The sequence below is a fragment of the Gallionella capsiferriformans ES-2 genome, assembly GCF_000145255.1.
GTDB classification, from domain to species: Bacteria; Pseudomonadota; Gammaproteobacteria; order Burkholderiales; family Gallionellaceae; genus Gallionella; species Gallionella capsiferriformans.
The window spans coordinates 637,567-663,933 of record NC_014394.1 but is presented as its reverse complement, the minus strand read 5'-3'; the positions used below and the strand labels follow the sequence as shown (position 1 = coordinate 663,933).

General features: G+C 56.0%; 26 protein-coding genes. 5 read left to right on the top strand and 21 right to left on the bottom strand.

Going from position 1 to position 26,367, the window contains the following annotated elements; all coding sequences use genetic code 11:
- The first annotated feature begins 19 nt into the window (after window positions 1–19).
- Window positions 20–2,845: an excinuclease ABC subunit UvrA gene (gene uvrA, locus GALF_RS03165; protein WP_013292610.1), complete on the top strand. Its 2,826-nt coding sequence runs from the start codon at window positions 20–22 to the stop codon at window positions 2,843–2,845.
- The gene (gene arfB, locus GALF_RS03160; protein WP_013292609.1) at window positions 2,836–3,246 is read left to right on the top strand and encodes an alternative ribosome rescue aminoacyl-tRNA hydrolase ArfB; all 411 of its coding nucleotides are present in this window, start codon (window positions 2,836–2,838) and stop codon (window positions 3,244–3,246) included. Before uvrA ends, arfB begins: the two co-directional genes overlap by 10 nt.
- A 4-nt stretch (window positions 3,247–3,250) precedes the next feature.
- On the opposite strand, the gene glgC is transcribed toward arfB, so the two are convergent.
- The 12 genes from glgC to alr all read right to left on the bottom strand — a co-directional run bounded on the left by glgC (window position 3,251) and on the right by alr (window position 12,630).
- Window positions 3,251–4,564, bottom strand: a complete 1,314-nt coding sequence (gene glgC / locus GALF_RS03155; RefSeq protein WP_013292608.1) for a glucose-1-phosphate adenylyltransferase — start codon at window positions 4,562–4,564, stop codon at window positions 3,251–3,253.
- Window positions 4,565–4,701: 137 nt separating this feature from the next.
- A complete protein-coding gene (gene efp / locus GALF_RS03150) occupies window positions 4,702–5,256 on the bottom strand; it encodes an elongation factor P (protein WP_013292607.1) in 555 nt (184 codons plus the stop codon).
- 2 nt (window positions 5,257–5,258) lie between these two features.
- Window positions 5,259–6,431, bottom strand: a complete 1,173-nt coding sequence (earP, locus tag GALF_RS14775; RefSeq protein ID WP_223293723.1) for an elongation factor P maturation arginine rhamnosyltransferase EarP — start codon at window positions 6,429–6,431, stop codon at window positions 5,259–5,261.
- Window positions 6,432–6,457: 26 nt separating this feature from the next.
- Complete coding sequence (locus GALF_RS03140) at window positions 6,458–6,811, bottom strand: type II toxin-antitoxin system PemK/MazF family toxin (protein WP_013292605.1); 354 nt, start codon at window positions 6,809–6,811, stop codon at window positions 6,458–6,460.
- Complete coding sequence (locus GALF_RS03135) at window positions 6,808–7,047, bottom strand: DUF2281 domain-containing protein (RefSeq protein WP_013292604.1); 240 nt, start codon at window positions 7,045–7,047, stop codon at window positions 6,808–6,810. The genes GALF_RS03140 and GALF_RS03135 overlap by 4 nt, the downstream gene beginning before the upstream one ends.
- 76 nt (window positions 7,048–7,123) lie before the next feature.
- On the bottom strand, window positions 7,124–7,204 hold the full coding sequence (gene earP / locus GALF_RS15450; protein ID WP_223293744.1) for an elongation factor P maturation arginine rhamnosyltransferase EarP: 81 nt from the start codon (window positions 7,202–7,204) through the stop codon (window positions 7,124–7,126).
- Window positions 7,204–7,845, bottom strand: coding sequence for a class II aldolase/adducin family protein (locus GALF_RS03130; RefSeq protein WP_013292603.1), 642 nt, complete (start codon window positions 7,843–7,845; stop codon window positions 7,204–7,206). Before GALF_RS03130 ends, earP (GALF_RS15450) begins: the two co-directional genes overlap by 1 nt.
- A gap of 9 nt (window positions 7,846–7,854) precedes the next feature.
- Window positions 7,855–8,934, bottom strand: coding sequence for an S-methyl-5-thioribose-1-phosphate isomerase (mtnA, locus tag GALF_RS03125; RefSeq protein WP_013292602.1), 1,080 nt, complete (start codon window positions 8,932–8,934; stop codon window positions 7,855–7,857).
- 326 nt (window positions 8,935–9,260) lie between these two features.
- Entirely contained in the window at window positions 9,261–9,788 is a 528-nt protein-coding gene (locus GALF_RS03120; protein ID WP_041938210.1) for an adenine phosphoribosyltransferase, read from the bottom strand.
- Between the two features lie 4 nt (window positions 9,789–9,792).
- Window positions 9,793–10,662, bottom strand: a complete 870-nt coding sequence (locus tag GALF_RS03115; protein WP_013292600.1) for an S-methyl-5'-thioadenosine phosphorylase — start codon at window positions 10,660–10,662, stop codon at window positions 9,793–9,795.
- A 4-nt stretch (window positions 10,663–10,666) separates the two neighbouring features.
- Window positions 10,667–11,557: a flagellar brake protein gene (locus tag GALF_RS03110; protein ID WP_013292599.1), complete on the bottom strand. Its 891-nt coding sequence runs from the start codon at window positions 11,555–11,557 to the stop codon at window positions 10,667–10,669.
- Between the two features lie 11 nt (window positions 11,558–11,568).
- Complete coding sequence (gene alr / locus GALF_RS03105; RefSeq protein ID WP_013292598.1) at window positions 11,569–12,630, bottom strand: alanine racemase; 1,062 nt, start codon at window positions 12,628–12,630, stop codon at window positions 11,569–11,571.
- A 96-nt stretch (window positions 12,631–12,726) separates the two neighbouring features.
- On the opposite strand from alr, the gene lplT reads away from it, so the two are divergent.
- Complete coding sequence (gene lplT, locus GALF_RS03100) at window positions 12,727–13,965, top strand: lysophospholipid transporter LplT (RefSeq protein ID WP_013292597.1); 1,239 nt, start codon at window positions 12,727–12,729, stop codon at window positions 13,963–13,965.
- Here the strand turns inward: lplT and GALF_RS03095 are convergent.
- The 5 genes from GALF_RS03095 to ispD all read right to left on the bottom strand — a co-directional run bounded on the left by GALF_RS03095 (window position 13,962) and on the right by ispD (window position 17,497).
- Window positions 13,962–14,936, bottom strand: a complete 975-nt coding sequence (locus GALF_RS03095; protein ID WP_013292596.1) for a uracil-DNA glycosylase — start codon at window positions 14,934–14,936, stop codon at window positions 13,962–13,964. The genes lplT and GALF_RS03095 overlap by 4 nt on opposite strands.
- On the bottom strand, window positions 14,929–15,381 hold the full coding sequence (gene rimI / locus GALF_RS03090; RefSeq protein ID WP_013292595.1) for a ribosomal protein S18-alanine N-acetyltransferase: 453 nt from the start codon (window positions 15,379–15,381) through the stop codon (window positions 14,929–14,931). Before rimI ends, GALF_RS03095 begins: the two co-directional genes overlap by 8 nt.
- 261 nt (window positions 15,382–15,642) lie before the next feature.
- Window positions 15,643–16,347: a tRNA (adenosine(37)-N6)-threonylcarbamoyltransferase complex dimerization subunit type 1 TsaB gene (gene tsaB / locus GALF_RS03085; RefSeq protein ID WP_013292594.1), complete on the bottom strand. Its 705-nt coding sequence runs from the start codon at window positions 16,345–16,347 to the stop codon at window positions 15,643–15,645.
- On the bottom strand, window positions 16,344–16,820 hold the full coding sequence (ispF, locus tag GALF_RS03080) for a 2-C-methyl-D-erythritol 2,4-cyclodiphosphate synthase (protein ID WP_013292593.1): 477 nt from the start codon (window positions 16,818–16,820) through the stop codon (window positions 16,344–16,346). The genes tsaB and ispF overlap by 4 nt, the downstream gene beginning before the upstream one ends.
- Entirely contained in the window at window positions 16,817–17,497 is a 681-nt protein-coding gene (gene ispD / locus GALF_RS03075; protein WP_013292592.1) for a 2-C-methyl-D-erythritol 4-phosphate cytidylyltransferase, read from the bottom strand. Before ispD ends, ispF begins: the two co-directional genes overlap by 4 nt.
- A 224-nt stretch (window positions 17,498–17,721) precedes the next feature.
- On the opposite strand from ispD, the gene mfd reads away from it, so the two are divergent.
- Complete coding sequence (gene mfd, locus GALF_RS03070) at window positions 17,722–21,126, top strand: transcription-repair coupling factor (RefSeq protein ID WP_013292591.1); 3,405 nt, start codon at window positions 17,722–17,724, stop codon at window positions 21,124–21,126.
- Window positions 21,127–21,164: 38 nt separating this feature from the next.
- Here the strand turns inward: mfd and GALF_RS03065 are convergent, their stop codons facing one another.
- The 4 genes from GALF_RS03065 to GALF_RS03050 all read right to left on the bottom strand — a co-directional run bounded on the left by GALF_RS03065 (window position 21,165) and on the right by GALF_RS03050 (window position 23,814).
- The gene (locus GALF_RS03065) at window positions 21,165–21,353 is read right to left on the bottom strand and encodes a hypothetical protein (protein WP_013292590.1); all 189 of its coding nucleotides are present in this window, start codon (window positions 21,351–21,353) and stop codon (window positions 21,165–21,167) included.
- A gap of 69 nt (window positions 21,354–21,422) precedes the next feature.
- Entirely contained in the window at window positions 21,423–22,085 is a 663-nt protein-coding gene (locus GALF_RS03060; RefSeq protein WP_013292589.1) for a histidinol-phosphatase, read from the bottom strand.
- 5 nt (window positions 22,086–22,090) lie between these two features.
- Window positions 22,091–22,759, bottom strand: a complete 669-nt coding sequence (hda, locus tag GALF_RS03055; RefSeq protein WP_013292588.1) for a DnaA regulatory inactivator Hda — start codon at window positions 22,757–22,759, stop codon at window positions 22,091–22,093.
- A complete protein-coding gene (locus GALF_RS03050) occupies window positions 22,756–23,814 on the bottom strand; it encodes an AI-2E family transporter (protein WP_013292587.1) in 1,059 nt (352 codons plus the stop codon). The genes hda and GALF_RS03050 overlap by 4 nt, the downstream gene beginning before the upstream one ends.
- 282 nt (window positions 23,815–24,096) lie before the next feature.
- Here GALF_RS03050 and pflB point away from each other — a divergent pair, with 282 nt between their 5' ends.
- Window positions 24,097–26,349 (top strand): formate C-acetyltransferase, encoded by a 2,253-nt coding sequence (gene pflB / locus GALF_RS03040; protein WP_041938209.1) that lies wholly within the window; start codon window positions 24,097–24,099, stop codon window positions 26,347–26,349.
- Window positions 26,350–26,367: the final 18 nt, after the last annotated feature.

Here is a 26,367-nt window from a genome sequence, read left to right as displayed (position 1 = left end):
TCCACACATTCCGACCATCATGGAAAGCATCAAGATACGCGGCGCTCGCACCCACAACCTGAAAAACATCGACATCGACCTGCCTCGCCACAAACTGGTGGTGATCACAGGCCTGTCGGGCTCGGGCAAATCATCGCTGGCATTCGATACCCTGTATGCAGAAGGACAACGCCGCTACGTGGAATCGCTGTCCGCCTATGCGCGCCAGTTCTTGCAGCTGATGGAAAAGCCCGATGTCGACCTGATCGAAGGTTTGTCGCCCGCGATTGCGATCGAGCAAAAAGCCACCTCGCACAATCCGCGCTCAACGGTCGGCACCGTCACCGAAATCCACGATTATCTGCGCCTGCTGTTCGCGCGTGCGGGCGATCCGTATTGCCCGCAGCATGATCTGGTATTGCAGTCGCAAAGTGTCGGCCAGATGGTCGATCACGTGCTGGAACTGCCCGAAGGCACCCGTGTCATGATCCTCTCGCCGCTGGTGGTCGATCGCAAGGGCGAGCAGCTGGACATGTTCGACGAACTGCGCGCTCAGGGGTTTACCAAGCTACGCATCAACGGCACGGTGTACGAAATCGACGCGCTGCCCGCCTTGCAGAAAACCAAGAAGCACACCGTCGAAATCGTGGTCGACAGACTGAAAGTAAACGTCGAGTCCAAGCAGCGTCTGGCCGAGTCGTTCGAGACCGCGCTGCGCCATGCGGACGGGCGTGCGGTCGCCGTTGAAATGGATAGCGGCACCGAACATCTGTTTTCGGCGAAATTCGCCTGCCCGATCTGCAATTATTCGCTGCCTGAACTCGAACCGCGCTTATTCTCGTTCAACAACCCGATGGGTGCCTGCCCCAAATGCGATGGCTTAGGCGTCATCAGTTTCTTTGACCCCAAGCGCATCGTCACCCTCCCCTCGTTGTCGCTGAGTTCAGGCGCAATCAAAGGCTGGGACAGACGCAACCAGTTCTACTACCAGCTGCTCTCCGGGCTCGCGCGCCATTACGACTTCGATCTGGAACAGTCTTTCGAAAGCCTGCCCGATCACATTCAGCAGGCCGTGCTGTACGGCAGCGGAAAAGTTGAGATCGCCTTCCAGTACACCAACGAACGCGGTCGCCCCATGTTGCGCGAACACGCCTTTGAGGGCGTCGTGAATAATCTGGAGCGCCGCTATAAGGAAACCGACTCTCCCACGGTCCGGGAAGAGCTGTCCAAATATCTGAACAGTTGCACCTGTACGGAATGCAACGGCACCCGCTTGCGTCTGGAAGCGCGCCATGTGCGCTTTCTGGACAAGAATCTGTACGAAATCAGTGCGCTGCCGCTGAGCGACTCGCTGCATTTTTTTCAGACGCTCAAACTGAGCGGACAAAAACTCGCCATTGCCGAGAAGATCGTGCATGAGATCGCATCCCGCCTGACCTTTTTGAACAACGTCGGGCTCAATTATCTGACGCTGGAGCGCTCAGCCGAAACCCTTTCAGGGGGCGAGGCGCAGCGCATCCGGCTCGCATCGCAAATCGGCTCAGGCTTAACGGGCGTGATGTATGTACTGGACGAACCCTCAATCGGCTTGCATCAACGGGACAACGACCGCCTGCTGACCACCCTGTATAAGCTGCGCGACATGGGCAACAGCGTGATCGTGGTCGAACACGACGAGGACGCGATCCGCCATGCCGACTACGTGGTGGATATGGGGCCGGGGGCCGGTGAACACGGCGGCATGATCGTCGCCCAAGGCACGCCGGCAGAGATTTGCAACAATGCCGAATCGCTCACCGGTGACTATCTGACCGGCCGCCGGCAAATCCCGATGCCCTCCAAACGCCTCGCACCCGATCCCGAGCGCATGCTGCGCATCGTGGGCGCATCGGGCCACAACCTGAAAAACATCACGCTGAATCTGCCGGTAGGATTGCTCGTCTGCGTCACCGGCGTGTCAGGTTCCGGAAAGTCCACGCTGATCAACGACACGCTGTATCCTGCCATCTCGCAGCATCTGTATCGCAGCAACACCGAGCCTGCCCCGTTTGCCGAAATTTCCGGGCTGGAATTTTTCGACAAGGTGATCAACGTCGATCAAAGCCCCATCGGGCGCACACCGCGCTCGAATCCTGCCACCTATACCGGACTGTTTACACCGATCCGCGATCTGTTCGCGGGTGTACCTTCTTCGCGCGAACGCGGCTATGGACCGGGGCGCTTCTCGTTCAACGTTAAAGGCGGCAGATGTGAATCCTGTCAGGGCGATGGCGTCATCAAGGTCGAAATGCACTTCATGCCGGACATTTATGTGCCGTGCGATGTATGCCACGGGCAGCGCTATAACCGCGAGACGCTGGAAATTCAATATAAGGGTAAAAACATCCAGCAGATCCTGCAGATGACCGTCGAAACTGCGCATGAGTTTTTCAAGGCGGTCCCTGTCATTGCGCGCAAACTCCAGACGCTGCTCGATGTCGGCTTAGGCTATATCACGCTGGGTCAATCGGCTACGACACTGTCAGGCGGGGAAGCGCAGCGCGTCAAACTGTCGCTGGAATTATCCAAACGCGATACCGGTCGCACCTTGTATATTCTGGATGAACCCACCACCGGCCTGCATTTTCACGACATCGCACTGCTGTTGCGCGTGATACACAAGCTGCGCGATCAGGGCAACACGCTGGTTGTCATCGAGCACAATCTGGATGTCATCAAGACGGCCGACTGGGTGATTGATTTAGGTCCCGAAGGCGGCAGTGGCGGCGGTCAGATCATCGCCCAGGGATCACCGCAGGACATCGCCAAAAACAAGAAAAGCGTAACAGGCGTGTATTTGAAGCCCGTACTGGCCGCATGCAGATAAGCGCCCGGATCGAAATCCCGGACACCGAGATCGAGCTCAATGCAATCAGGGCTCAGGGCGCGGGCGGGCAGAACGTCAATAAGGTATCCAGCGCCATCCACCTGCGCTTTGACATCAATGCGTCTTCCCTTCCTGAAGAGTACAAGGAAAAATTAAGACAGCTAGCCGACCGGCGCATCAGCAACGACGATGTGATTATCCTCAAGGCGCAACGCTTTCGCTCTCAGGACAAGAACCGTGCCGATGCGATGGAGCGGCTGCAGGCGCTGATCATCAGTGCGGGGATTTCGGCCAGAAAACGCACGCCGACCAAACCCACCCGAAGTTCAAAGAAGAAACGCCTCGAAGGAAAAACACGGCGCGGCGAGATCAAAACTTTACGCGGCAAAGTCACGCAATAAGCAGTTAAGCACGCCATTCGGCCATTTTTTCCAGTGCAGCAGCCGTGACCAACGTCACGCCGCCCGGGCTGACATAAAAATACCGGCGATCCTCCTCCGGATCGACACCGGCCGAAAATCCATCGGGAATGCAGCAGTTTTTTTCCACAATCACCTTTTTCAAGACGACGTGACGCCCGATATCCACGTTGGGCAGCAACACCGAATCTTCGATGCGGCTATAGCAATCCACTCGCACGTCGTAAAACAGCAGCGAGCGGCGCACCAGCGACCCGCTAACAATACAACCACCCGACACCAGCGAGTCAATCGCCATCCCGCGCATCCCGTCATCGTCAAACACGAACTTGGCCGGCGGCGATTGCTCATGCCGTGTCCAGATCGGCCAGAGTCTGTCGTAGATATTCAAATCCGGAGTGACATTGGTCAATGCGATATTGGCTGCCCAATACGCATCGATAGAGCCGATATCGCGCCAATAAGGCTCGGCGCTTTTCCCCATACAACTGTGCTTAAAGTTCTGCGCGAACACCGCATGATTTTTAACCATGTGCGGGATCAGATTTTTCCCGAAGTCATGGCAGGAATGCAGATCTTCGCCGTCACGCAACAGGTGATCAAACAAAAATCGGCTATTGAAGATATAGATCCCCATATTTACCAGTGAACTGCCTGGATTATCCGGCAGCTCAGCGGGTCTGGAAGGCTTTTCAGAAAACGCCACCACCCGTGAGTTTTCATCCACGCTGAGCACGCCGTAGGCTGACGCACCACTGACCGGCACTTCGACGCAGGCCATCGTCATATCGGCACGGTTTGTAACATGAAAAGCCAGCAGTTTGCCGTAATCCATTTTATAGACATGATCACCGGACAAAATCAGCACAAACTCAGGCGTGTGAGCGCGCAAAATATCGAGATTTTGATACAAGACATCCGCGGTACCCCGGTAGCCGTGTCCCGCACTAACGCGCTGCTGGGCGGGCAGCAAATCGACAAATTCGCTGAAGTGTCCGTTTAAAAATGACCAGCCGCGCTTGATATGCTGAATGAGATTTTGCGAACGGTATTGCGTCGCGACGCCAATGTGACGAATGCCGGAATTCATGCAGTTGGATAGCACAAAATCGATGATGCGGAATTTTCCGCCGAAGGGCACGGCAGCCTTGGCACAGCATTCGGTGAGTTGTTGCAATCGACAATCCTGACCACCCGCTAACACCATCGCATAGGTATTTTTGGTGAGCTGATCAACAGAAGGCCGCGCACTGGAGGCGCAGCGATACTTCCTTTTCAAATACCCCTGTTCAGCATTCATTGGTTTTCCAAACAATGAGTTGGTCACGGCAGCATTTTTCGCATGCGTGGCATGAGATCGATAATTCTACGCCATATAAAAGCAAACTGCCCGGACGATTTCTCGGCCGGGCAGCGGACTAAAACACAAGCGGGGGATTAAGCGCGCTTTTTAAACTCGTTGGTGCGTGTATCGATTTCGATCTTGTCGCCGATTTCAACGAATGCCGCAACAGGCAACTCGAATCCACCGTTGATCTTGGCAGGCTTCATCACCTTGCCTGAGGTATCGCCACGTACTGCGGGTTCTGTGTAAATGATTTCGCGCACGATGGTGTTTGGCAGTTCAACAGAAATCGCCTTGTCGTTGTAGAACACCACTTCACACGGCATGCCGTCTTCGACGTAGTTGAGCGCATCGCCCATGCATTCCGCTTCGATTTCGTACTGGTTGTATTCTTCATCCATGAATACGTACATCGGCTCAGCGAAGTAGGAGTAAGTGACTTCCTTGCGATCAAGGATAACCTGGTCAAACTTGTCGTCGGCTGCGAATACGGTTTCTTTAGCAGACTCAGTCAACAGATTCTTCATCTTCATTTTGACGACCGAACCGTTACGACCGGAACGGCTGTATTCTGCCTTCAAGATGACCATCGGATCTGGACCGACCATAATGACGTTGCCGGCGCGTAGTTCTTGTGCTGTTTTCATGTTCACTGCTCATCAATTTCGAAGGCGCGCATTCTACCGATTTCCTGAAAAAAAGCCAGCAAATTCAATGCCAGAGTGTTTTGTGATAATTCACGCGCCCACGCCATTGCACATAAGTTCAACTCGCCCTGCTGCGCCGCAAACCGTTCCCACTCACCCCCCGCAGGCTGACTGCCGTTCCACATTTTCCACAGCCCCTGCACAGACTCACGCGCGGCCGGTGCCAGATGCCGTGTATACAAGTCGAGAAAGGCCTGCAACTTCTGCCAGTGCACGGCATCATGCTGCGGATAGATCTGCCAGATAAACGGCTTGCCCGCCCACTGCGCCCGCACGCAGGAATCCTCGCCCCGCACAAAGTTGATATCGCACGCCCACAGCAGCTCGTCGTAATTTTCCTGTGCCACGAACGGCAACACGCACACGGTGAGATTGCCGCGCGAATAACTGGTGACCTCCCCCGTCCCCTCAGCAAAGTAATGCGCCACCTGCGGCAAAATGCGCCCTTCCGGCACCAGACACAATACGGCTTGCGCACCCGTCGCCCACGCATCGAACAAGACGGCCAGCGCGGCATTTTCATACGAAAACAGGGAAATTTTAAGCGTACCGGCGGCGGGCACCTCTATGCCAATGGCGCGCCAGAATGCCTGCTGTTGTAAGGTATCGCCTAAGAATGCATCGCGCCTCGCCAGAAGGTCACGCTCCAGCAACAAACCGCCGGTCTTTTTCGTAAAACCCGGAAAAAAGAAATAGCGGGTCAGCGGCGGCTTGGGGGACGGTAATTTATGACACCCTTCGACCCAGTCTTCAGCGGAGAGATATTCGAGGTTGATCCAGACAGGCGGCATCTCCTGCTGCGCCATTGCGGCAAGGTAAGTGGCCGGCATCTTGCAGCCAAAGGCTTCGATCACCAAAGCTGCCGGCAACACCTCAGGAAAGGCGTTGCGCCACAGCCGTATCTCCACGCCGCGACAGTGCTGGCTATCCAGCGCAACATCGGCATCCGGACATAGCCTTGCGAAACTTGCCAGATCGTCGACCCACAACTGAACGGTGACGCCAAACTCCTTCGCCAGCTGCCGCGCCAGCCGCCAGCTCACGCCAATGTCGCCGTAGTTGTCGATGACATTGCAGAAAATGTCGCAAGTACGCGGCATAAGATTAGTTTTCATAGCGCTTTGTTTGGCTGGCGCAATCGTCACACGGAACGGCCTGCTATCCAATCTGCCAAACGCTGGCGCACCGGTAACAACCTTGCGTCTTCTATCGCGCCAATACTGCCAATCAACAATGCGCCATCCAATACTGCCAGCCTTGATAAGCGCAACACGCTAGATGCTTTCAATCCGGTGGCGGGAAAATCGGTATCGTTCGGCGTAATAATTTCATCGAAGCCTGATTCAGCCTGTTCCAACTGCGAAGAAACCATGCATACCAGCCAATCGTCAAAACGATTTGATGCCTCGCGCAACAGCAAAACAGGACGCAGTTTTGTCCCGGACAAATCGGTGTAAGGAAAAGGCGTGAGGACGATCTGTCCTGCACGCTTCATTGCCAGCGCTCCTTGAGATCATCGCGCGTGTAGCTCACATCCTCATTTTCCATGCCGCGCAACGCCTGACGCATAGCGAACTGTGCAAACTCGCCATCTGTCCATTCTTCAGGTTCGTGCTGCGTGCTGCGTGCCATTTTTGACCTGGCGGCAAGAAACTCAACGAAGTCGAACACTTCAGCACGCTTATCTTGCGGCAGATTCTGGAGCGTTTCAATTAGTTCAGCGTATCCCATTCATGCCTCCGTTTGGTATTGTTTGCAGTATACCCATTCGCCGATACAGGCCGCAATGATTCAACCGCTTAATGCGCTACGCCAGCCGCCAGCTCACGCCGATGTCGCCATAGTTATCGATGACGTTGCAGAAGATGTCGCAACTGCGCGGATTCATTACGCCTTGGGTTTTCCGTAGCCGACAAACTGCCGCTGGGCATCGGCAAACTCATCCGCTGTGAGTAGCACCGGCTCACCGACCGCTAAGCTGCGCAGGTAAAGCTCGCTCAGGTTCTCCACTTCGACGGTATATTTGAACGCCTCATCCAGATTTTTCCCCGCCGCAATCATGCCGTGATTGGCCAGCAGACACGCTTTGCGTTCTTTCATTGCGAGTAACGCGTTATCCGACAGCGCTTGGGTGCCGAAAGTCGCATAGGTGGCGCAGCGCAGACTGTCGCCGCCCAAGAGCGCCAGCATGTAATGAAAGGGCGGGATGTCGCGCCGCAGACAGGCGAGCGTGGTCGCCGCATTCGAATGGGTGTGAACGATCGCGCCGAATTCGGGCCGTTCTACATAGATGTCGCGATGAAACAACCATTCGCTGGACGGCTGCCAGCGCCCCGTCGATGCGCCCGACAGATGCACGAACACGATGTCCTCTTCCGTCAGCCCTTCCGCCCCGAAACCGGACGGGGTGATTAAAAATCCCTCGCCCGAGCGCACGCTGAGATTACCTGAGGTGCCGTGACTCAACGCCAGCGCATCGAGTTTTTGGGTGGTGCGCACAAGCTCCCCGCGTAGTTGTTGTTCGTTCATATCCATTCCTCAATCGGCTAAGGCGGCGAGTATGGCCGCCGTGTTTGCTGCTACCACGCCGCGCTCGGTAATCAGACCTGTGACAAGACGCGCCGGGGTGACATCGAATCCGTAGTTGGCAGCTTTAGACCCTTCTGGTGTAAGACGCACACGGCGCACCTGACCGTCATCGCAAAGCCCGGACACATGCGTCACTTCTTCCTGCTCCCGTTCCTCGATCGGAATTTCAAGCACACCGTCCAGCAGAGTCAAATCCAGCGTGGAGATCGGCATCGCGACATAGAACGGCACGCCGTTGTCAAATGCCGCCAGCGCCTTCAAGTACGTGCCGATCTTGTTGCAAACATCACCATGCGCCGTGACGCGATCGCATCCTACGATGACCATATCCACCAGGCCGTGCTGCATCAAATGGCCGCCTGCGTTATCCACAATAACGGTATGCGGAATGCCGTGCTGCGCGAGCTCCCAAGCGGTGAGGCTGGCACCCTGATTGCGCGGACGGGTCTCGTCCACCCACACATGCAGCGGGATGCCTGCCTCGAACGCGGTATAGACCGGTGCCAGCGCCGTACCCCAGTCCACCGTCGCCAGCCAGCCGGCATTGCAATGCGTGAGGATGTTTACCGTATCACCCTTTTCCAGGTGAATAACCTGAATATGTTCCCGCCCGTGCCGTCCGATGGCCTGGTTGATCTTCACGTCCTGTTCTGCAATGCGCCCCGCCTCCAGCCAAGCTGCATCCGCACGTTCGCAGGCTTGCAGTGGCAACAGCAGCGCGCGCATCCGCTCAACCGCCCAGGATAGATTCACCGCCGTGGGCCGAGCCTTAGCCAGCATATCGCAGGTGGCTTTTAGCGCCGCATCCGTCGCATGGTGTTTCATCGACAACGCCACGCCATAGGCTGCAGCCACGCCGATCAGCGGCGCACCTCTGACCTGCATGGAACGGATCGCGAATTCCGCGTCGCGCATTGATTCGAGACGAACGGTCACGAACTCATGCGGCAAGCGCGTCTGATCGATGATCTCGACCGCCCCGTCAGCTGTGGGCCAGATCGTGCGATAAGGGATGTTGTTAATTTTCATGGTTTGTACTCTGCATTATTAAATTACACTGCTCACCCATATCACGAACGAAACAAAATCGCCGGTGGCAGACCGGCAACTGCACACCTTTCTGATCTTGCCCAGAAAGGTATGCCAAAGAAATCGCCCCCGGTTTGCCGCGCCTTTGGCGTTCCCTTAATAACCAGAAAAAATCGGGGCTGCGCAACTCGACCTCGCTATGCTCGGGACTCGAACAGTGCTCGCCTAACCCACCGCTTATTTTCTGGTTATCTTCGGCGGCGCACAGGGGATGACGTGCAACACGCATGCTTCGCACACTTGCGTCTAACAGCTAACGACTGCCTTTAGTCACCTTCAAACTCGCACAAAGCGAATACCTTCTGCCCCTGCCCCTCCAGCCTGGCACGCCCGCCGATATCGGGCAGATCGATCACAAAGCAGCATTCGACGACAATTCCGCCCATGTCTTCGATCAGCTTGGTGGCCGCCTCCGCCGTGCCGCCGGTTGCGATCAAGTCGTCCACCAGCAACACGCGATCGCCCGGTTTGATTGCATCAACGTGGATTTCGATGCGGTCGCTGCCGTATTCCAGTTCATAGTCGCGGCCGACCGTCTCGGACGGCAATTTGCCGCGTTTTCTGATCGGCACGAAGCCCAGATTCAGCTCATAGGCGACAGGCGTGCCGACGATAAAGCCGCGCGACTCGATACCAGCGACAACATCGATCTGCATATCCTGATAACGTGCAACGATTCTGGCCACCATGTCACGCAAGCCTGCCGGATCTTTGAGCAGGGTGGTGATGTCGCGAAACATGATGCCCTGATGAGGGTAATGAGGAACCGTACGGATGAGAGATTTGAGCATGATAAATTCAGGATTGAGGATTGAGGATACGGCCCGCCACAGCGGAGAGTTTTTCGAGCATCGCGGCATCGCGCGCTTCAGGCGCGGTCAGGATTGCATATTGCAGCGCGCTGCGACAGGCGCATGTGCCGGCACAGCTATCCGCATGCACAGGATGCGCAACGGCCTTGACCAGCGCGCGGGCCTTGTCAGCGTTAGCCAGCAGCACTTTGACGATGGCATCCACCGTCACATTATCGTGTTCCGGATGCCAGCAATCGAAATCCGTCACCATCGCCACCGTCGCGTAACAAATTTCCGCCTCACGCGCGAGTTTCGCTTCCGGCATATTGGTCATGCCGATCACGTCACAACGCCACGAACGATACAGTTCAGACTCCGCAAGGCTGGAGAACTGCATTCCCTCCATCACCAAGTAAGTACCACCGCGCGCAACCGGTATATTCAAGGACTCGGCTGCCGCAAACAGATGATCGCCCAAACGGTTGCAGACCGGGTGCGCCATCGAAATATGCGCGACCAGCCCCGTGCCGAAAAAACTCTTCTCGCGGGCAAAAGTCCGGTCGATGAACTGATCGACGATGACGAAGGTGCCGGGCGGCAGATCTTCGCGCAACGAGCCTACCGCACTGACCGAAATGATGTCAGTCACCCCCAGACGCTTCATCGCATCGATATTGGCGCGAAAGTTGATATCCGACGGTGAAATACGATGCCCTCTGCCGTGGCGCGGCAAAAATGCGATGGGCTGTCCGGCCAGCTCAGCGAGCAAAATCTCGTCCGAAGGGTCGCCAAAACTGGATTCCACCTTGACCCAGCGCGAATTCTCCAGCCCTTCTATATGATAAACACCGCTGCCGCCAATAATGCCCAACATAGTTTTAAGTCTCCAACATCGATTTATAGATAAAATTTTGCAGCAAGGTCAAATCCACACTCAGCGTCTGAACAAACTCCATGCCGTGCATCACGATACTCTCACCGCTCTTACTGTCATTTTCAACATGCACGTTGCGAATCACCGAGGACACTAAAAACACCTGAGTTTCGCCGGCGACCTGCATACGCAAACTGACTGACACCGTGTCTCCCACCTGACCGAATGATTTCGCCGCTTGAATGCGCGCGCCGGAAATACTCATATCCTCAATAATGGCAGGCAGCTTACCTCCAAGCGCAGGAGACTCAACCGAGCACACGAGTTTGAGTTTGATGCGCACCGCTTTGCGCATGCAAGTAGTTTTAACCTGAGGCGGAAATGCCAGATGCAGGTAAGGATAGGGCGTGAGACAAACGCTGATGACATTGCTGCTGAATTCAAATGTTTTGGTACCGGCAAAGCCGCGCACCATGAATCCATGCCCTTCCTTGATGAAACTCAATTTTTCATCCTGACGGGGATGGGAGACCAGCACACTTTTTTTATTCATAAAACCGATCAGTTTCACAAAATAGCGCTGCTTGTCCGAAGAAAAGTCCTGTAATTGTATCGTGTCGCCAATGACGAGCTTGACCGACAGCAAGTCTTCCGTCTTATCCGGACTTTTTGACTTCGCCTCATCAGGGTCAGCGACAGCGGTTTTTCTGGCGACATGTACACTACGGCGCTCACGGAACAGACCATTTTCGATCAGACCGTCGAGCTGACGCTGCGATTCAACCATCACCCCTTCGCGCAGCAACAAGTGACCGTGTTTATCGTACACTGACCAGGCCAGCGGAATCCCCAGGGGAATATCGGCAGCTTTAACCGGCTGAAATTTATCGTTCATACCCTCTCCCGTTACAGCCGGACAGGCACACGTGCCGTCAGCCCACACATCAGTTCATAACTAATGGTACCCGCAGCAGCGGCAACCGTTTCAACCGGCAAGCCCTGCCCCCACAGCGTCACCTGCGCCCCCATCCCGCTGTCCGGCAGGGCGGTCAAATCGACACACAGCATATCCATTGAAATGCGACCGAGCAACTGCGTCTTGCGCCCGTCGACCAGCACAGGCGTACCATTGGGCGCGTGACGCGGGTAGCCGTCCGCATAACCGCAGGCGACCACACCGATACGCATCGTCCTGTCCGCACGGAACACGCCTGCGTAACCGACTTCGTCACCCGCCTGTAAATTCTGAATGGCGATAATCCGACTCGATAGCGTCATGACCGGCTTCAATCCCAATTGCTGCGCGCTGGTGTCGGCAAACGGCGATGCGCCGTATAGCATGACCCCCGGGCGCACCCAGTCGCCATGCGTCGCAGGATAGCGCAGCAGCGCGGCCGAATTAGCCAGACTGCGCGCCACCCGATATTCCGAGGCAATCTCGTTGATCAGCGCCAGTTGTAAGGAAACGCCGCGCGGCTCATCGGCATGAGAAAAGTGACTCATCAGCGTGATTTCACGCACTGCGGCATGAGCACGCAAAGACTTCATCGCCGCGTTCACCCCTTCAGGTGAGAAACCCAGCCTGTGCATGCCGCTGTTCACCTTGAGCCACACATCGAGCGTGCCGCGCCCCGGATAGGCGTCGAGCAACGCAATCTGCCAGTTGCTGTGTATCACCGTCGTAAGCTCGTAGGCGGCAATCAACGCCAGATCGGCCGCATCAAAGAAACCTTCGAGCAGCAATATCGTCTGGCGATAGCCGGCTTCCCGCAAACGCACGGCGTCCTGTATGTCGAGCAGCGCAAAACCCTCTGCCGCCGCCAGCGCTTCGGCTACGCGCAACAGCCCGTGCCCATAACCATCGGCCTTGATAACCGCCATGATGCGTGATGACGCCGCACGGCGCGCGACATGCAAATTGTTTTCGAGCGCATTTTGATCGATGAGTGCTTGTATAGGACGCGGCATGAATCTTAAGTTTTGGCTGTATTCGAATTATGTAATGATAGCAGGGGGCATACTTTCATGATATAAAACCCCCTGATAAAAAATACGTCAGATTTAATGAATATCGGCTTCTACATCATACTCGCGGCGCAATTCCTGTCAGCGCTGGCAGACAATGCGTTGTTGTTCGCCGCTATCGCACTGCTCAAAGACCTTCATTCCCCCAGCTGGCATACGCCTGTGCTGCAGGAAGCCTTCATTTTTTCCTACATCGTATTAGCACCCTTCGTCGGCGCGTTTGCCGACTCGCTGCCTAAAGGGCGCGTGATGTTTGTCAGCAACAACATCAAAATAATGGGCTGCATCGCCATGCTGCTCGGCGTCAATCCGCTGCTGGCCTACGGACTGGTGGGCCTCGGCGCAGCAGCCTACTCGCCTGCCAAATACGGCATCCTCACCGAATATCTGCCGCCTGAAAAACTCGTGCTGGCCAATAGCTGGATGGAAGGCCTGACCGTGCTGGCCATCGTACTGGGTGCCGTGGTCGGTGGCGTATTGATCAGCCCGGGCATAGGCGGCACCCTGTTGCAATGGTGGGACGTGCCGTTCATCAACACCGGCATCGACACCTTGCCTGAACTGGCCATCGCAGCGATCGTGCTGATTTACTTTTTAGCCGCCCTTTTCAATCTGTATATCCCGCGCGTCGCACTCGATCACAAACCGCTGAGCCACAATCCGATTTTCCTGCTCTCCGAGTTCTGGCATAACTTCAAACTACTCTGGAAAGATCCATTAGGCCGCGTATCGCTCGCCGTCACCACCCTGTTCTGGGGAACCGGTGCGACCTTGCGCCTGATCGTGCTGGGCTGGGCTGCCGTTGCCCTGCACTACGACATCGCCACTGCCGCCAAGCTCACCGCCTGGGTTGCGATCGGCATAGCGATCGGTTCAGTGCTGGCGGCTAAATTTGTCAAACTGGAAAATTCGGTGAGAGTACTGCCGATCGGCATCGCAATGGGTATCGTCGTCCTGTTCATGATCCCGGTCACCGACAGCACGCTCGCCATCCTGCTGCTGATCGTGATCGGCGCCATGGGCGGCTATTTTGTGGTACCGATGAATGCGCTGCTACAGCATCGCGGCCACCTTCTGATGGGCGCAGGCAGCTCGATCGCCGTGCAGAATTTCAACGAAAACCTGAGCATCTTCGCGATGCTGGCGCTGTATGCCGTGATGGAAAAGCTGCAGTTTTCCATCTACATCATTATTCTGGTGTTTGGTCTGATGCTCTCTGGCATCATGACCGTGCTGTATAAACGGCACGGCCACGATCAGGATTCCGGCAAAACCTAACCAGTACAACCGTCCATCGTTTGCACCGCCAGACATAAATCCTGCCAGGCGCGCGCCTTTTCCAGCGGACTGCGCAATAAATAGGCAGGATGGTAAGTCACCACCAAAGGAATCCCTTTGTAGTCATGCACGATCCCTCGCAAACTGGCGATCGTCGCATCCGTATCCAGGAGCGCAGAGGCCGCCGTCTTACCCAACGCAACAATCACCGCGGGCTGCAGCAAACCGATCTGGCGCTTCAAATACGGCAGACAGGCGGCAATCTCGCCCACATGCGGATGCCGGTCATCAAGCGGCCTGCACTTGATCACATTGGCGAGATAAACCTCGCTGCGCTGCAAACCGATCGCCAACAGCATATTGTCCAGCAGTCGCCCCGATGCTCCGACAAAGGGCTCGCAAAGCTCATCTTCCTCGGCACCTGGCGCCTCACCGACAAACAGCCAGCGCGCATGCGGGTCCCCCGTCCCGAAGACCGGTTGCGTACACTCAGCACGCAACTTACATTCCGTGCATCCCTGTACTTTTTGCTGAAGTTCGGGCCAGTCGGTAGTGCCTAACAGCCCCCCGGAATTTTTGAGCTGAAACTCGCGCAACGAGTTGTCTGCGGCCTCGCCCGGCGCAGCGAATTGAAAATCGCTGGCAAATAGATCGACGACAGGCGCCTGAACCTCGATTGCGTTACCGGCATCCTGACTAAGCGGCGATGCCGTCCCGCTATGAGACACGAACGATGGCTCGACTGACGTTACCTGCTCAACGGGTTCAACGGCCTCAACTGACGCCACCTGCTCAACGGGTTCAACGGACGCTGCCCGCGCTGCGGGTTCAACCGGTACAGCCTGTTCAACCGGCACCGCATTCAGCGCGCTTTTCGCAACGGGCGCATCCCCCTCAGTCGACACAGGATTACGCCGCACCCACACGGGGTACAGATTCAATTCGCGCAGCATCGCCTCGCGCCTATCCATTTTTTTCACCTGAAAAATTGTCGCATGCCATCACTAACGCATCCTCGCTGCCTGCCGCATTCCGGTAATATCCGCGCCGCAAACCAATTTGCGCGAACCCTGCGCGTAAATACAGGGCAATCGCCGCCCTGTTAGACGCTCTCACTTCAAGAAAAACCCGTGACAACTGTTTCTCAGCTGCCAGCCTTAACAACTCGGCGAGCATCAATCTGCCCAATCCCTTGCGCTGATGCGCCAATGCGACCCCGATCGTCAGCAATTCAGCCTCCCCCACCCCAGGCATCAGCACCGCATAACCGCGCACTTCACCCGCCAACTCGTCTACAAAACACAGGTAGCCGCAGCTCAGTGCATCGCTGAAATTACCACGCGTCCACGGATAGGCCTGCACGACCTGCTCAACGGTCAGGACGGCATCGAGATCCGCCAAAGTCATCGTTCTCATTTAAATCACTAAGGTCAATATATTACGGGAATACGACAGAAAAAAATAAAACAGCAGAGCAAACTGGCGACTGCGTCTAACGCGACGTGAAGCCCCTCAAATGCGTATACAGGCGCTCAGTTTACAATGCAACCGGCATTTTACCGATGAAATTTAACATTCCGGAGCGCCACTTTCAGCGATTCTTGGCGATTATCAACCCCGCAGCTAAATGAACAGTCAATCACGAAGCAAGCCCATGACGCTATGCAAGTTCCATGGCTAATTATCGATCCGCGAGGCGCGGGCTAATTGCTCCCGCTCAGCCGTTTTCAAAGCCACTTTATCACGCAGGTAAAAGGGCTGCGCGGCTGCGGCATCCGCACCGAGTCCTGCGGCAAACTGCCCGGCACCCAGTTTTGCGATCGCCGCGGCTTGCGGAATGGCCGCCCCGTCGACACCGTTCAACTGCCCTGCATAGCGCGCCTGCAATGCTTCCGAAAACGCGGCAAAACCGCTGCCCATGCCAAACCAGTCCGCACCGTCAACTGCCGGCGCCACATCAGGCTTACAAAGACAGGGCTCAAAAACGACCATCCATGCGCCCTCCAGCTTTTGATAGGCGGCACAATAAATCTCGCCCATACGCGCATCCAGCGCCGCAATCACGCGATCCCGGCCCGACGCTTCAGCCAGCGCCAGCAAGGTGCAGATACCGGATACCGGCAAATCAGCCCCCAGCGCGAGTCCTTGAGTCGCCCCGCACGCGATGCGCACGCCGGTAAACGAACCCGGCCCCGAACCGTAGGCGATACCGTCCAGATCCGCAATCCTCAGTCCCGAATCCTGAAGCAACGCACTTACCATCCCGATCAGCAATTCAGAATGTTTCTGCCCGACGAGTTCGCAATGCTCAATGACCGCCCCCGCCTGCCAGAGCGCTACCGAACAATATTCGGTGGAAGTGTCCAGTCCCAGTATCTTCATTGCTCGGCAATCAGCAAGACAACCGCCTGTGCGGCGATACCTTCGCCGCGTCCGGTATAACCTAGTTTCTCGGTGGTGGTAGCCTTCACGTTCACGGCGCTCTTCTCGATGCGCAGGTCAGCGGCGATGTGTTCGACCATCTTAAATATATGCGGCGCCATCTTAGGGCTTTGCGCGATGATGGTCGCATCCACATTGCCGACGCGGAATCCCGCCCCGCGCACCAGATGCAGCGTTTCACGCAGCAGGATGCGGCTGTCGATATTTTTGAATTTGGCATCGGTATCGGAAAAGTGCCGTCCGATATCCCCCAAGGCTGCGGCACCCAGCAGCGCATCGCAAATCGCATGCAACAAGACATCGGCATCCGAATGGCCTAGCAAACCCTTTTCATACGGGATGGTGACACCGCCGATGATGAGCGCTCGCCCCTCAACCAGTTGATGTACGTCAAACCCCTGCCCTATCCTCATTTTTTCTCTCCAAGCAACAATTCGGCCATCCTCAAATCCTGCGGATAGGTCACTTTAAAATTCGTTGAATCGCCTGCAACCAGCTTAGGATGCAGCCCCAGCGCCTCGATGGCCGACGCCTCATCGGTCACGGCTTTGCATTGCTGCAAGGCTTGCGCCAGCAGACCTGCGCGGAACATCTGCGGCGTCTGCGCCTGCCATAACTGCTCGCGGTTTTCAGTATTCTGTATGCGTCCGGCAGCATTCGCGCGTTTTAATGTGTCCGCGACAGGCACCGCCAGTATGCCGCCTATCGGATCATCCTTTAATTCATTGATCAGCTTCGTCAAATGCGCATTTGCAAGACAAGGACGCGCCGCATCGTGCACCAACACCCAGTCATCCGGCTCCAGTTCAGACGCAAGAAGTCCGTTCAACACCGTATCCGCACGTGTTTCGCCGCCGCAATATAAAGGCTGCAGCTTATCGCCAAACCGGCTCCAGTCACAGGCATCAAATAATGTGTCATGAACCGACAACACCACAAACACGGTCGTGATTTCCGCGCAATCACACAGCGTCGCGATCGCGTGATAAATCATCGGATGACCTGCCAGCGGCAGATATTGCTTGGGTAACTCATGTCCCATGCGCGCGCCAAAACCGGCGGCGGGAACCAGAGCGTAAAATTGTGTCATAAGATCTCGATATCGGCAGGGGAAAATAACGGAATCGCGCGAAGGCCTCATTCTAACCGACAACAGAGCAAATCGGCCTGCCACATCGTACCGCGCTACGCAGACCGAATGCGCACGCGCTATCTGCGATTAATTTCCTGCTTACACGCAAGCTTTGCAATCACGGATGCGGATGAGCGGTTTTTCTTGGATAATGCACGGCTATTCGTCTTCAGATTTCAGCCATGCTGTTCACATCGACCCACACACGCCCCCGCTATACCCGCCTTATCGGCTCCTCCGACGCGCTGGCACTGGCGCAATTTGCTGATCAACATAAGCCCCTGGTGGTCATCACGGCGAATGCGAATGAGGCCCAGCGACTCATCGAGGAAATACCGTTCTTCGCGCCCGACTTGCGCGTACACCTGCTGCCTGACTGGGAGACGTTGCCGTACGACCATTTCTCGCCGCATCAGGACCTGATCTCAGAACGCCTGTCCACACTGCACCATGTGCGCAGTCAGTCGTGCGACGTGCTGGTGGTGCCGGTCACGACCGCGCTCTACCCGTTGCCACCGGCTGAATATCTGGCCGCGTTCACCTTTTTTATCAAACGCGGCGAAAAACTCAATCTGCCGGCCTTGCGCGAACAGATGACATTCGCCGGCTACAGCCACGTGCAACAGGTGTTGTCGCCCGGCGAATTCTGCGTCAGAGGCGGCATCATCGACTTGTTTGCCATGGGCAGCGTGCTACCGTATCGCATCGATTTATTCGACGATGAAATTGAGAGCATTTCAACGTTTGACGTGGACACGCAACGCACCCTGTATCCGGTTCCTGAAATCCGCCTGCTACCCGCGCGGGAATTTCCGCTGGATGAAAAAGGTCAGGCGCATTTTCGCCAGCGTTTCCGCGACCTGTTCGAGGGCGACCCGTCCAAGTCGCGCATCTACAAAGAAGTCAGCAAAGGCAATGCACCGGCAGGGATCGAGTATTACCTGCCGCTGTTCTTCGACAAGACCGCCACCGTATTCGACTATCTGCCGAAAAATGCCACGCTGTGCCTGCATGGTAATGTGGATGCGGCGATTGCGCAGTTCGGCGTGGATGCCGCCTCGCGCTACAACCTGCTACGAGGCGACCCGCAACACCCGCTGCTGCCGCTGGCGGATTTGTTCATGGATGCCGAGGAATTTTTTATTGCCGCCCGCGCATTCGCAAGGCTCGATATTGCGCCGGATGGCGACTCCGCCAATCTCACCCCTTGCGCGACCGACAAACTGCCCAACATCGCGGTCAACCGTCACGCCGAGATGCCGACACAGGCCTTTGCACAATTTCTACAAACGTATGACGGACGCACGCTGCTGCTGGCGGACAGCCTGGGGCGGCGCGAAATCATGTCGGGCTATTTGCAGGAATATGGCCTGAAAGCGGAAGTATGCGAAAATTTCGCCGTTTTCTTGCAGCACAAGGCCCGGTTCATGCTGTGCATCGCGCCGCTGCAAAACGGCTTCTTGCTGCCGGATGAACGCTTAGCCATCGTAACCGAGAGCGAGCTGTATGCCTCCATGCCCCGCAACCGCGCGGCCCGAATCGCTAAAAAAACCAACATCGAAGGTATGTTGCGCGACCTGTCCGAACTCAAGGTTGGCGACCCGGTGGTGCACGAGCAGCACGGCATTGCGCGCTATCAGGGTCTGGTCAATCTGGATCTGGGCGAAGGAATGGGCGAATTCCTGCTGCTCGAATATGCAGGCTCCGATAAGTTATACGTGCCGGTATCGCTACTGCATGTGATCGGCCGCTACAGCGGAGGGGCGCATGATACCGCCCCGCTACACAAACTCGGCAACGGCGCATGGGATAAGGCTAAACGCCGTGCAATGCAACAGGTACGCGACACCGCTGCCGAGCTTCTGAACATCTACGCCCAGCGCGCCACCCGCAAGGGGCATGCCTTCAAACTGACGCTGCGCGATTATGAAGAATTTGCCGCAGGCTTCGGGTTCGAAGAAACGCCCGATCAGGCCGCCGCCATCAACGCCGTCATCGAAGACCTGCAATCGGGAAAACCGATGGACAGACTGATTTGCGGTGACGTCGGGTTCGGCAAAACCGAAGTCGCCCTGCGCGCCGCGTTCGTCGCCGTCATGGACGGCAAACAGGTTGCCGTGCTGGTGCCAACCACGCTGCTTGCCGAACAGCACTACCAGAATTTCTCCACCCGTTTCGCCGACTGGCCGATCCGCATCGGCGAGCTGTCGCGCTTCCGTTCGGCCAAAGAACAGACGCAGGCCTTAAAAGAAATGGCTGAGGGCAAACTCGACATCATCATCGGCACCCACAAACTGATCCAGAAAGGCATCGAATTCGACAATCTGGGGCTGCTGATTATCGATGAGGAACACCGTTTCGGCGTGCAGCAGAAGGAACGCCTGAAAGCATTACGCGCCGAAGTGGATATCCTGACGCTGACCGCCACGCCGATTCCGAGGACACTTGCGATGTCGCTCGAAGGACTGCGCGACTTTTCCATCATCGCGACCGCCCCGCAGCGGCGCTTGTCCATTAAAACCTTCGTCAGCGCCTATAGCCAGGGCGTGATCCGCGAAGCGGTGCTGCGCGAACTCAAGCGCGGCGGTCAGGTGTATTTCCTGCACAACGAGGTGGACACCATCGCCAACATGGCGGAAAAGCTGACAGAGTTGCTGCCTGAGGCGCGCATCCGCACCGCACACGGCCAGATGGGCGAGCGCGAGTTAGAGGCCGTCATGCGCGACTTCTATCAGCAGCGTTTTAACATCCTGTTGTGCACCACCATCATCGAGACCGGCATCGATGTACCCACCGCCAACACCATCATCATGAATCGCGCAGACCGCTTCGGCCTTGCGCAATTGCACCAGTTGCGAGGCCGTGTCGGACGATCACACCATCAGGCGTACGCTTATCTGCTGGTGGACAGTCTGGACGGCCTGACCGTACAGGCCAAAAAACGTCTGGAAGCGATACAGGCGATGGAACAACTGGGCAGCGGCTTTTTTCTGGCGATGCACGATCTGGAAATACGCGGAGCGGGCGAAGTGCTGGGCGAATCGCAAAGCGGCGAGATGCAGGAAATCGGGTTTTCGCTGTATACCGAAATGCTCAATGCCGCCGTTGCCTCCCTCAAGCAGGGGCGTGAGCCGGACATGGCGCACCCGCTCGGCGTCACCACCGAAATCAATCTGCACAGCCCGGCACTACTCCCTGATGAGTATTGCGGCGACATCCACCAGCGGCTGGTGATCTACAAACGGCTGGCCAATTGCACGAACCAGCCTGAACTCGACTCCATGCATCAAGAATTGATCGACCGATTCGGCCTGCTGCCGGAGGCCGCGCAAACACTGCTCGACAGCCATCGCCTGCGCATTGCCGCCAAACCGTTAGGAATCTGCAAAGTGGATGCGTCGGATGAGGCCATTCAGATTCAGTTCGTGCAAAATCCGCCGATCGACCCGATGAAAATCATCACGCTGATCCAAAGCCGCCGCTACATCAAAATGATCGGACAGGACAAACTGCGCATCGAGGTCAAACATACGGATTTAACTCAACGGGTGCTGACGATCAGAAATTTCATCAACGAGTTGAAATAGGGCAGGAATCAGCCACTCCGCACGGGAGTGGCTGTGACTTAACGGGAACGCAAGTGTTTGAGTTGCTTCTGAATTTCCGCTATTTCCAGATGCGACAACTTGGATGTTTCGAGTTTACGTTCGAGCGCATGAATTTTATCTTCATGGGTGCCCACCTTCGCACCACGCGCCGCGACCAGCGCTTCGTGCATGACTTTCTCATACCCGATATAGTTATGCGGCTTCATAACAGTCCCCCTTTACGCAATGATTTCATACAGCCTTCGCTGATAAATTGTACAAGAAAACCCGTGCCGCTAGCGTAAATTGATGATGTCCCAGCCATGCTGCACGGCATGCGCACGCAAGGTCTCATCGGGGTTTGCAGCGACAGGATGTTTCACCTTGCACATCAGCGGCAGATCGTTGAGCGAATCGCTGTAAAAAGTGCTGTTCTCGAAACTCTCCAGCGTCCAGCCGTGTGAATTCAACCAGTTCGTCAACCGCGTGATTTTTCCCTCGCGGAAACACGGCACGTCGGCAACGCGACCGGTAAATTCGCCCTCGATGTGTTCAGGTTCGGTCGCAATCAGATGCTCGATGCCGAACTCACACGCAATCGGTGCGGTGACAAAGCTGTTAGTCGCAGTGATGATGACGCAGACGTCCCCCGCCTGCCGGTGCCGCTGCACCAGATCGCGCGAGGCTTGTGTCACCATCGGCATCACGCTCTGGCGCATAAACTGCGCGTGCCAAGTGTCGAGCGTCTTACGCGAGTGGCGCGACAAGGGCTTGAGCTGAAAGTCTAAAAACTCATGGATATCAAGCGTGCCCGCCTTGTACTGATCGTAAAAGGCTTGATTTTTTACCTCGAACAGTTCGCGATCGAGTATGCCGATGCGAATCAAAAATTGCGACCACTCAAAATCGCTGTCGCCGTTAAGCAGCGTATTATCCAGATCAAATAAGGCTAAATTCATGTCAGTCAGCTTCCCAGATTGATTTCAAATTGCATCACTTCCTTGAGCAAGGGGATCGAAGGGGCACGGTGCAGGCGCAGCGAGTGCTCATCGAGTGCGTCGAGCACCGTCAGCAAACTCGGCAGATCGCGACGCCCGTGACGCAGCAGATACTGCACAACTTCCGGTGCCAGCGCAAATCCCCTGCCCTGCGCGTGCCCTACCAGCGCCAAGGCCTTCTCTTCGTCGCTCAGCCCCTGCACCTGATATACCAGCCCCCATCCTAAACGAGTGCGCAAATCAGCGCGCACATTCAGATGCAACGGAGAGCTCAGCCCGGAAACCAGCAGCATGCCGCCACTGTCACGCATCCAGTTGTATAAATTGAACAATTCGATTTGTCCCGCTTCATCGAGCGTATCGGCATCGTCAACCGCCACCACCTCAGCAGGCTCAGGCACATAGCCTTGCGCATAAATCGCATTTAGATGCGCGTTTTGCGCCACCCCGACACAGGCTTGCAGCAAATGGCTCTTGCCGCTGCCGTCCGCCCCCCATACATACACACACCGATCCGTGCTCTCGCCGGACAAGGCTTGATGCAGTACAGACAACAATTCGGCATTGCCGCCCGCGACAAAATTATCGAAGGTCGGCCACCAGTCAGGCGTGATATCCAGCAGTAACTGATTCATTGCTTACCGTACATCCGGCTGGACAGATACCAGATCGTGCCGTGACGTAATCCAACTAACAGGATGGCCGACATCGGCAAGGCCAGCAGCACGCCGAAAAAGCCAAACAACTGACCGAAAGCCAGCAGCGCAAAAATAACCGCCAGCGGATGCAGACCGATCCGCTCGCCAACTAGCCATGGCGTGACCAGGGTACCCTCTAGCATCTGACCGGCGCCGAATACGCCCCACACCCACACTACGCTACTTAATTCGCTAAATTGCATCACGGCCGCCAGCGTCGCCAGCAGCAGCCCAATCACCATACCCAGATAGGGAATGAACACCAGCATCCCGGCAACAATGCCGATCGGCAAGGCAAATTCGAGCCCCACCGCCCATAACACTAGACTATAAAAAGCACTCATCAGCAACATGACTGAGATTTGTCCGCGCAAAAATTCCGCCAGCACACGGTCTACCTCGGCGCTGATCTCGCACACCTTAGCGTGCCAGTGACGCGGAATCAGCGCATCAAATTTGGCGGACATTAATCCCCCATCGCGCAAAAAATAAAACATCGCGACCGGAATCAACAACAGGTTCATCGCCACATTGAGAATTTTGCCGCCGCTGCTCGACAACCAGGGCAGCAGCTTTTCAGCCACCCCGCCTGCCGACTGCCAGTGACTCAACAACCAGTTTTTCAGCAGCGTGCTATCCCATTGCAGTTCTGCACCAAACAAGAGTTGCAGCTTCGGCAGCAGACTAGCCCGCAACATCTCGATCAAATCGGGGAGGCGCACCATAAACAGGCTGATTTCCTTTTCCAGCAGCGGCAGCATGATCAGCAACAGACCTGCGAACAACAGCATCAAAAAAACCATCACCATCACCACCGCCGCCGCTCGCGGCAACTTCAAAACGACGAGACGACGCACCAGCGGATTGCAGATATAGGCGAGTATCGCCGCTGCCACAAAAGGCGTCAGGATGGGGCTGAGCCAGTAGAGCAACAGCAAGGCTGGCACAACAAAAAGCAACCACTGCAATGCGGGAAAACGGGATGTTGTCATTTAGATAAAGGAAAAAATTTAAGGCCGCAGCAACAGCATCAATGACCGCTGCACGTGTTTTGGTCGTGAGCGAGTCGATGAGTTATAATTGCGGCAGTGAAAAACCACACAATCCTCGGTTTAGCAATCAACTGATGCGCATTGTATCGAGATTTACTTGCCGTTTGTTCGCGACTGCAACGAAATTTCAATATTTCCCCTATATAGTCACCGTGCATTGCAAAACAATCACCCTGAATAAATAGCCTAATCGCCCGAATAGCGATGAAATTGAAAGTGTTTATGAACGCCCCCCAAGATAATTTGCAGCCTGCCTGCTGGACCGGATTTACCGGCGGTCAATGGCAACAGCGCGTGTCCGTGCGCGACTTCATCCAGCTCAATTACACGCCCTATGAAGGCGGCGAGCAGTTTTTAGCCCCGGCCACGGCGCGCACGCAGCAACTATGGCGCGAGCTCTCGGTGCTTATCAAAGAAGAGCGCATCAAGGGCGTACTGGATGTCTCAGCCGACATCGGTTCATCGATCACAGCCCATACGCCCGGTTACATCAACCAGACACTCGAACTGATCGTCGGCCTGCAGACCGATGCGCCGCTCAAACGCGCTATCATCCCTAACGGCGGATTGCGCATGGTTGAAGCCGGCCTTGAGGCTTACGGCTACACACTGAACCCGAAAGTCAAAGAAGCCTTCCAGCTGTATCGCAAGGATCACAATCAGGGCGTGTTCGACGCCTACAGCCCTGACATTCTCGCCTGCCGCAAATCCGGCATCATCACAGGACTGCCCGACGCCTACGGGCGCGGGCGCATCGTGGGGGATTATCGCCGCGTCGCGCTGTACGGCATCGACTTTCTGGTTCGCGACAAGCAGCGCGAAAAGTCAGAACTCGACAACGCGGTGTTCAGCGAAGACGTGCTGCGCATGCGCGAAGAGTTATCCGAACAAATCCGGGCACTCACAGAACTCAAGCAGATGGCGGCAACCTACGGCTTCGATATCGGCACGCCTGCGGCCTCTGCGCGCGAGGCGGTGCAATGGACCTATTTCGGCTATCTGGCCGCAATCAAGGAACAAAACGGGGCGGCAATGTCGATCGGGCGGATTTCGTCCTTCCTTGACATCTATCTCGAACGCGACCTAGCAACAGGCGTGCTGACCGAATCGCAGGCACAGGAACTGATGGACGATCTGGTCATCAAATTGCGCATCGTGCGCTTTTTGCGCACCCCTGAATACGACTTACTGTTCTCCGGCGATCCTGCCTGGGTCACCGAAGCGATCGGCGGCATGGGCGAAGATGGCCGCACGCTGGTCACTAAAAACAGCTTCCGCTTCCTCAACACCCTCTACAATCTGGGCCCTGCGCCCGAGCCCAATCTGACCGTGTTGTGGTCAAAATCGCTGCCGCAGGGCTTCAAGAACTTCTGTTCCAAAGCCTCCATCGAGACCAGTGCGATCCAGTATGAATCGGATGATTTAATGCGCGAACACTGGGGCGATGATTACGCCATCGCGTGCTGCGTCTCGGCGATGCGCATCGGCAAACAGATGCAGTTCTTCGGTGCGCGCTGTAATCTGGCCAAGACCATGCTGTATGCGATCAACGGCGGCGTAGATGAAAAATCCGGCGTCAAGATCGCTCACGGCTTTACCCCGATCACCGCCGACTATCTGAACTATGATGAAGTGATCGATAAATTCGAGCAGATGATGGACTGGCTTGCCACGACCTACATCAAGGCCTTGAATGCCATACACTACATGCACGACAAATACCATTACGAACGCATCGAAATGGCGCTGCACGACCGCGACATCCTGCGCACCATGGCCTGCGGCATTGCCGGTCTGTCTGTGGTAGCTGATTCGCTGTCCGCGATCAAATACGCCCGCGTCAAAGTAATCCGTAACGACCAGGGTATCGCGACCGACTTTGCCATTGAAGGCGAATATCCGGCCTACGGCAACAACGACAATCGCGTCGATCAAATCGCGGTGTGGCTGGTCGAGACGTTCATGGATAAAATCCGTAAACACAAGACCTACCGCGACAGCGTGCCGACCCAGTCGGTACTGACGATTACCTCCAACGTGGTGTACGGCAAAAAGACCGGCAACACCCCGGACGGCAGAAGAACCGGCGAGCCTTTTGCACCCGGCGCCAATCCGATGAACGGCCGCGATACGCAGGGCTTTGTCGCCTCCGGTGCCTCAGTCGCAAAGCTACCCTATCTGGCCGCACTCGATGGCATTTCATGGACCGCCACCTGTACGCCGGACGCGCTGGGACGCACCCTGACAGACCGCGTCGACAATCTGACCAACTGTCTGGATATGTTTTGCACGTCGAACGGTTTTCACGTCAATGTCAACGTGCTGAATAAGGAAACGCTGCTCGACGCGATGGAACATCCGGAAAATTACCCGCAATTAACGCTGCGCGTCTCGGGCTATGCGGTCAATTTCATCAAGCTGACCCGCGAACAGCAGCTCGATGTCATTAACCGGACTTTCCATCTGCACTGTTAAAAATTCAGGCCTTCGATG

What these genes read in the sequence shown, in the direction of transcription:
- GALF_RS03060 (WP_013292589.1), bottom strand. Translation starts at nt 22,085, where the DNA reads ATGAATTTAGCCTTATTTGATCTGGATAATACGCTGCTTAACGGCGAC.
- rimI (WP_013292595.1), bottom strand. Translation starts at nt 15,381, where the DNA reads ATGAGAACGATGACTTTGGCGGATCTCGATGCCGTCCTGACCGTTGAG.
- alr (WP_013292598.1), bottom strand. Translation starts at nt 12,630, where the DNA reads ATGCCGCGTCCTATACAAGCACTCATCGATCAAAATGCGCTCGAAAAC.
- arfB (WP_013292609.1), top strand. Translation starts at nt 2,836, where the DNA reads ATGCAGATAAGCGCCCGGATCGAAATCCCGGACACCGAGATCGAGCTC.
- GALF_RS03050 (WP_013292587.1), bottom strand. Translation starts at nt 23,814, where the DNA reads ATGACAACATCCCGTTTTCCCGCATTGCAGTGGTTGCTTTTTGTTGTG.
- efp (WP_013292607.1), bottom strand. Translation starts at nt 5,256, where the DNA reads ATGAAAACAGCACAAGAACTACGCGCCGGCAACGTCATTATGGTCGGT.
- glgC (WP_013292608.1), bottom strand. Translation starts at nt 4,564, where the DNA reads ATGAATGCTGAACAGGGGTATTTGAAAAGGAAGTATCGCTGCGCCTCC.
- GALF_RS03115 (WP_013292600.1), bottom strand. Translation starts at nt 10,662, where the DNA reads ATGTTGGGCATTATTGGCGGCAGCGGTGTTTATCATATAGAAGGGCTG.
- uvrA (WP_013292610.1), top strand. Translation starts at nt 20, where the DNA reads ATGGAAAGCATCAAGATACGCGGCGCTCGCACCCACAACCTGAAAAAC.
- GALF_RS03140 (WP_013292605.1), bottom strand. Translation starts at nt 6,811, where the DNA reads ATGAAGCGTGCAGGACAGATCGTCCTCACGCCTTTTCCTTACACCGAT.
- GALF_RS03110 (WP_013292599.1), bottom strand. Translation starts at nt 11,557, where the DNA reads ATGAACGATAAATTTCAGCCGGTTAAAGCTGCCGATATTCCCCTGGGG.
- ispD (WP_013292592.1), bottom strand. Translation starts at nt 17,497, where the DNA reads ATGACACAATTTTACGCTCTGGTTCCCGCCGCCGGTTTTGGCGCGCGC.
- earP (WP_223293744.1), bottom strand. Translation starts at nt 7,204, where the DNA reads ATGAATCCGCGCAGTTGCGACATCTTCTGCAACGTCATCGATAACTAT.
- hda (WP_013292588.1), bottom strand. Translation starts at nt 22,759, where the DNA reads ATGAATCAGTTACTGCTGGATATCACGCCTGACTGGTGGCCGACCTTC.
- mfd (WP_013292591.1), top strand. Translation starts at nt 17,722, where the DNA reads ATGCTGTTCACATCGACCCACACACGCCCCCGCTATACCCGCCTTATC.
- GALF_RS03065 (WP_013292590.1), bottom strand. Translation starts at nt 21,353, where the DNA reads ATGAAGCCGCATAACTATATCGGGTATGAGAAAGTCATGCACGAAGCG.
- earP (WP_223293723.1), bottom strand. Translation starts at nt 6,431, where the DNA reads ATGAAAACTAATCTTATGCCGCGTACTTGCGACATTTTCTGCAATGTC.
- lplT (WP_013292597.1), top strand. Translation starts at nt 12,727, where the DNA reads ATGAATATCGGCTTCTACATCATACTCGCGGCGCAATTCCTGTCAGCG.
- ispF (WP_013292593.1), bottom strand. Translation starts at nt 16,820, where the DNA reads ATGAGGATAGGGCAGGGGTTTGACGTACATCAACTGGTTGAGGGGCGA.
- GALF_RS03135 (WP_013292604.1), bottom strand. Translation starts at nt 7,047, where the DNA reads ATGGGATACGCTGAACTAATTGAAACGCTCCAGAATCTGCCGCAAGAT.
- GALF_RS03095 (WP_013292596.1), bottom strand. Translation starts at nt 14,936, where the DNA reads ATGGATAGGCGCGAGGCGATGCTGCGCGAATTGAATCTGTACCCCGTG.
- pflB (WP_041938209.1), top strand. Translation starts at nt 24,097, where the DNA reads ATGAACGCCCCCCAAGATAATTTGCAGCCTGCCTGCTGGACCGGATTT.
- mtnA (WP_013292602.1), bottom strand. Translation starts at nt 8,934, where the DNA reads ATGAAAATTAACAACATCCCTTATCGCACGATCTGGCCCACAGCTGAC.
- tsaB (WP_013292594.1), bottom strand. Translation starts at nt 16,347, where the DNA reads ATGAAGATACTGGGACTGGACACTTCCACCGAATATTGTTCGGTAGCG.
- GALF_RS03130 (WP_013292603.1), bottom strand. Translation starts at nt 7,845, where the DNA reads ATGAACGAACAACAACTACGCGGGGAGCTTGTGCGCACCACCCAAAAA.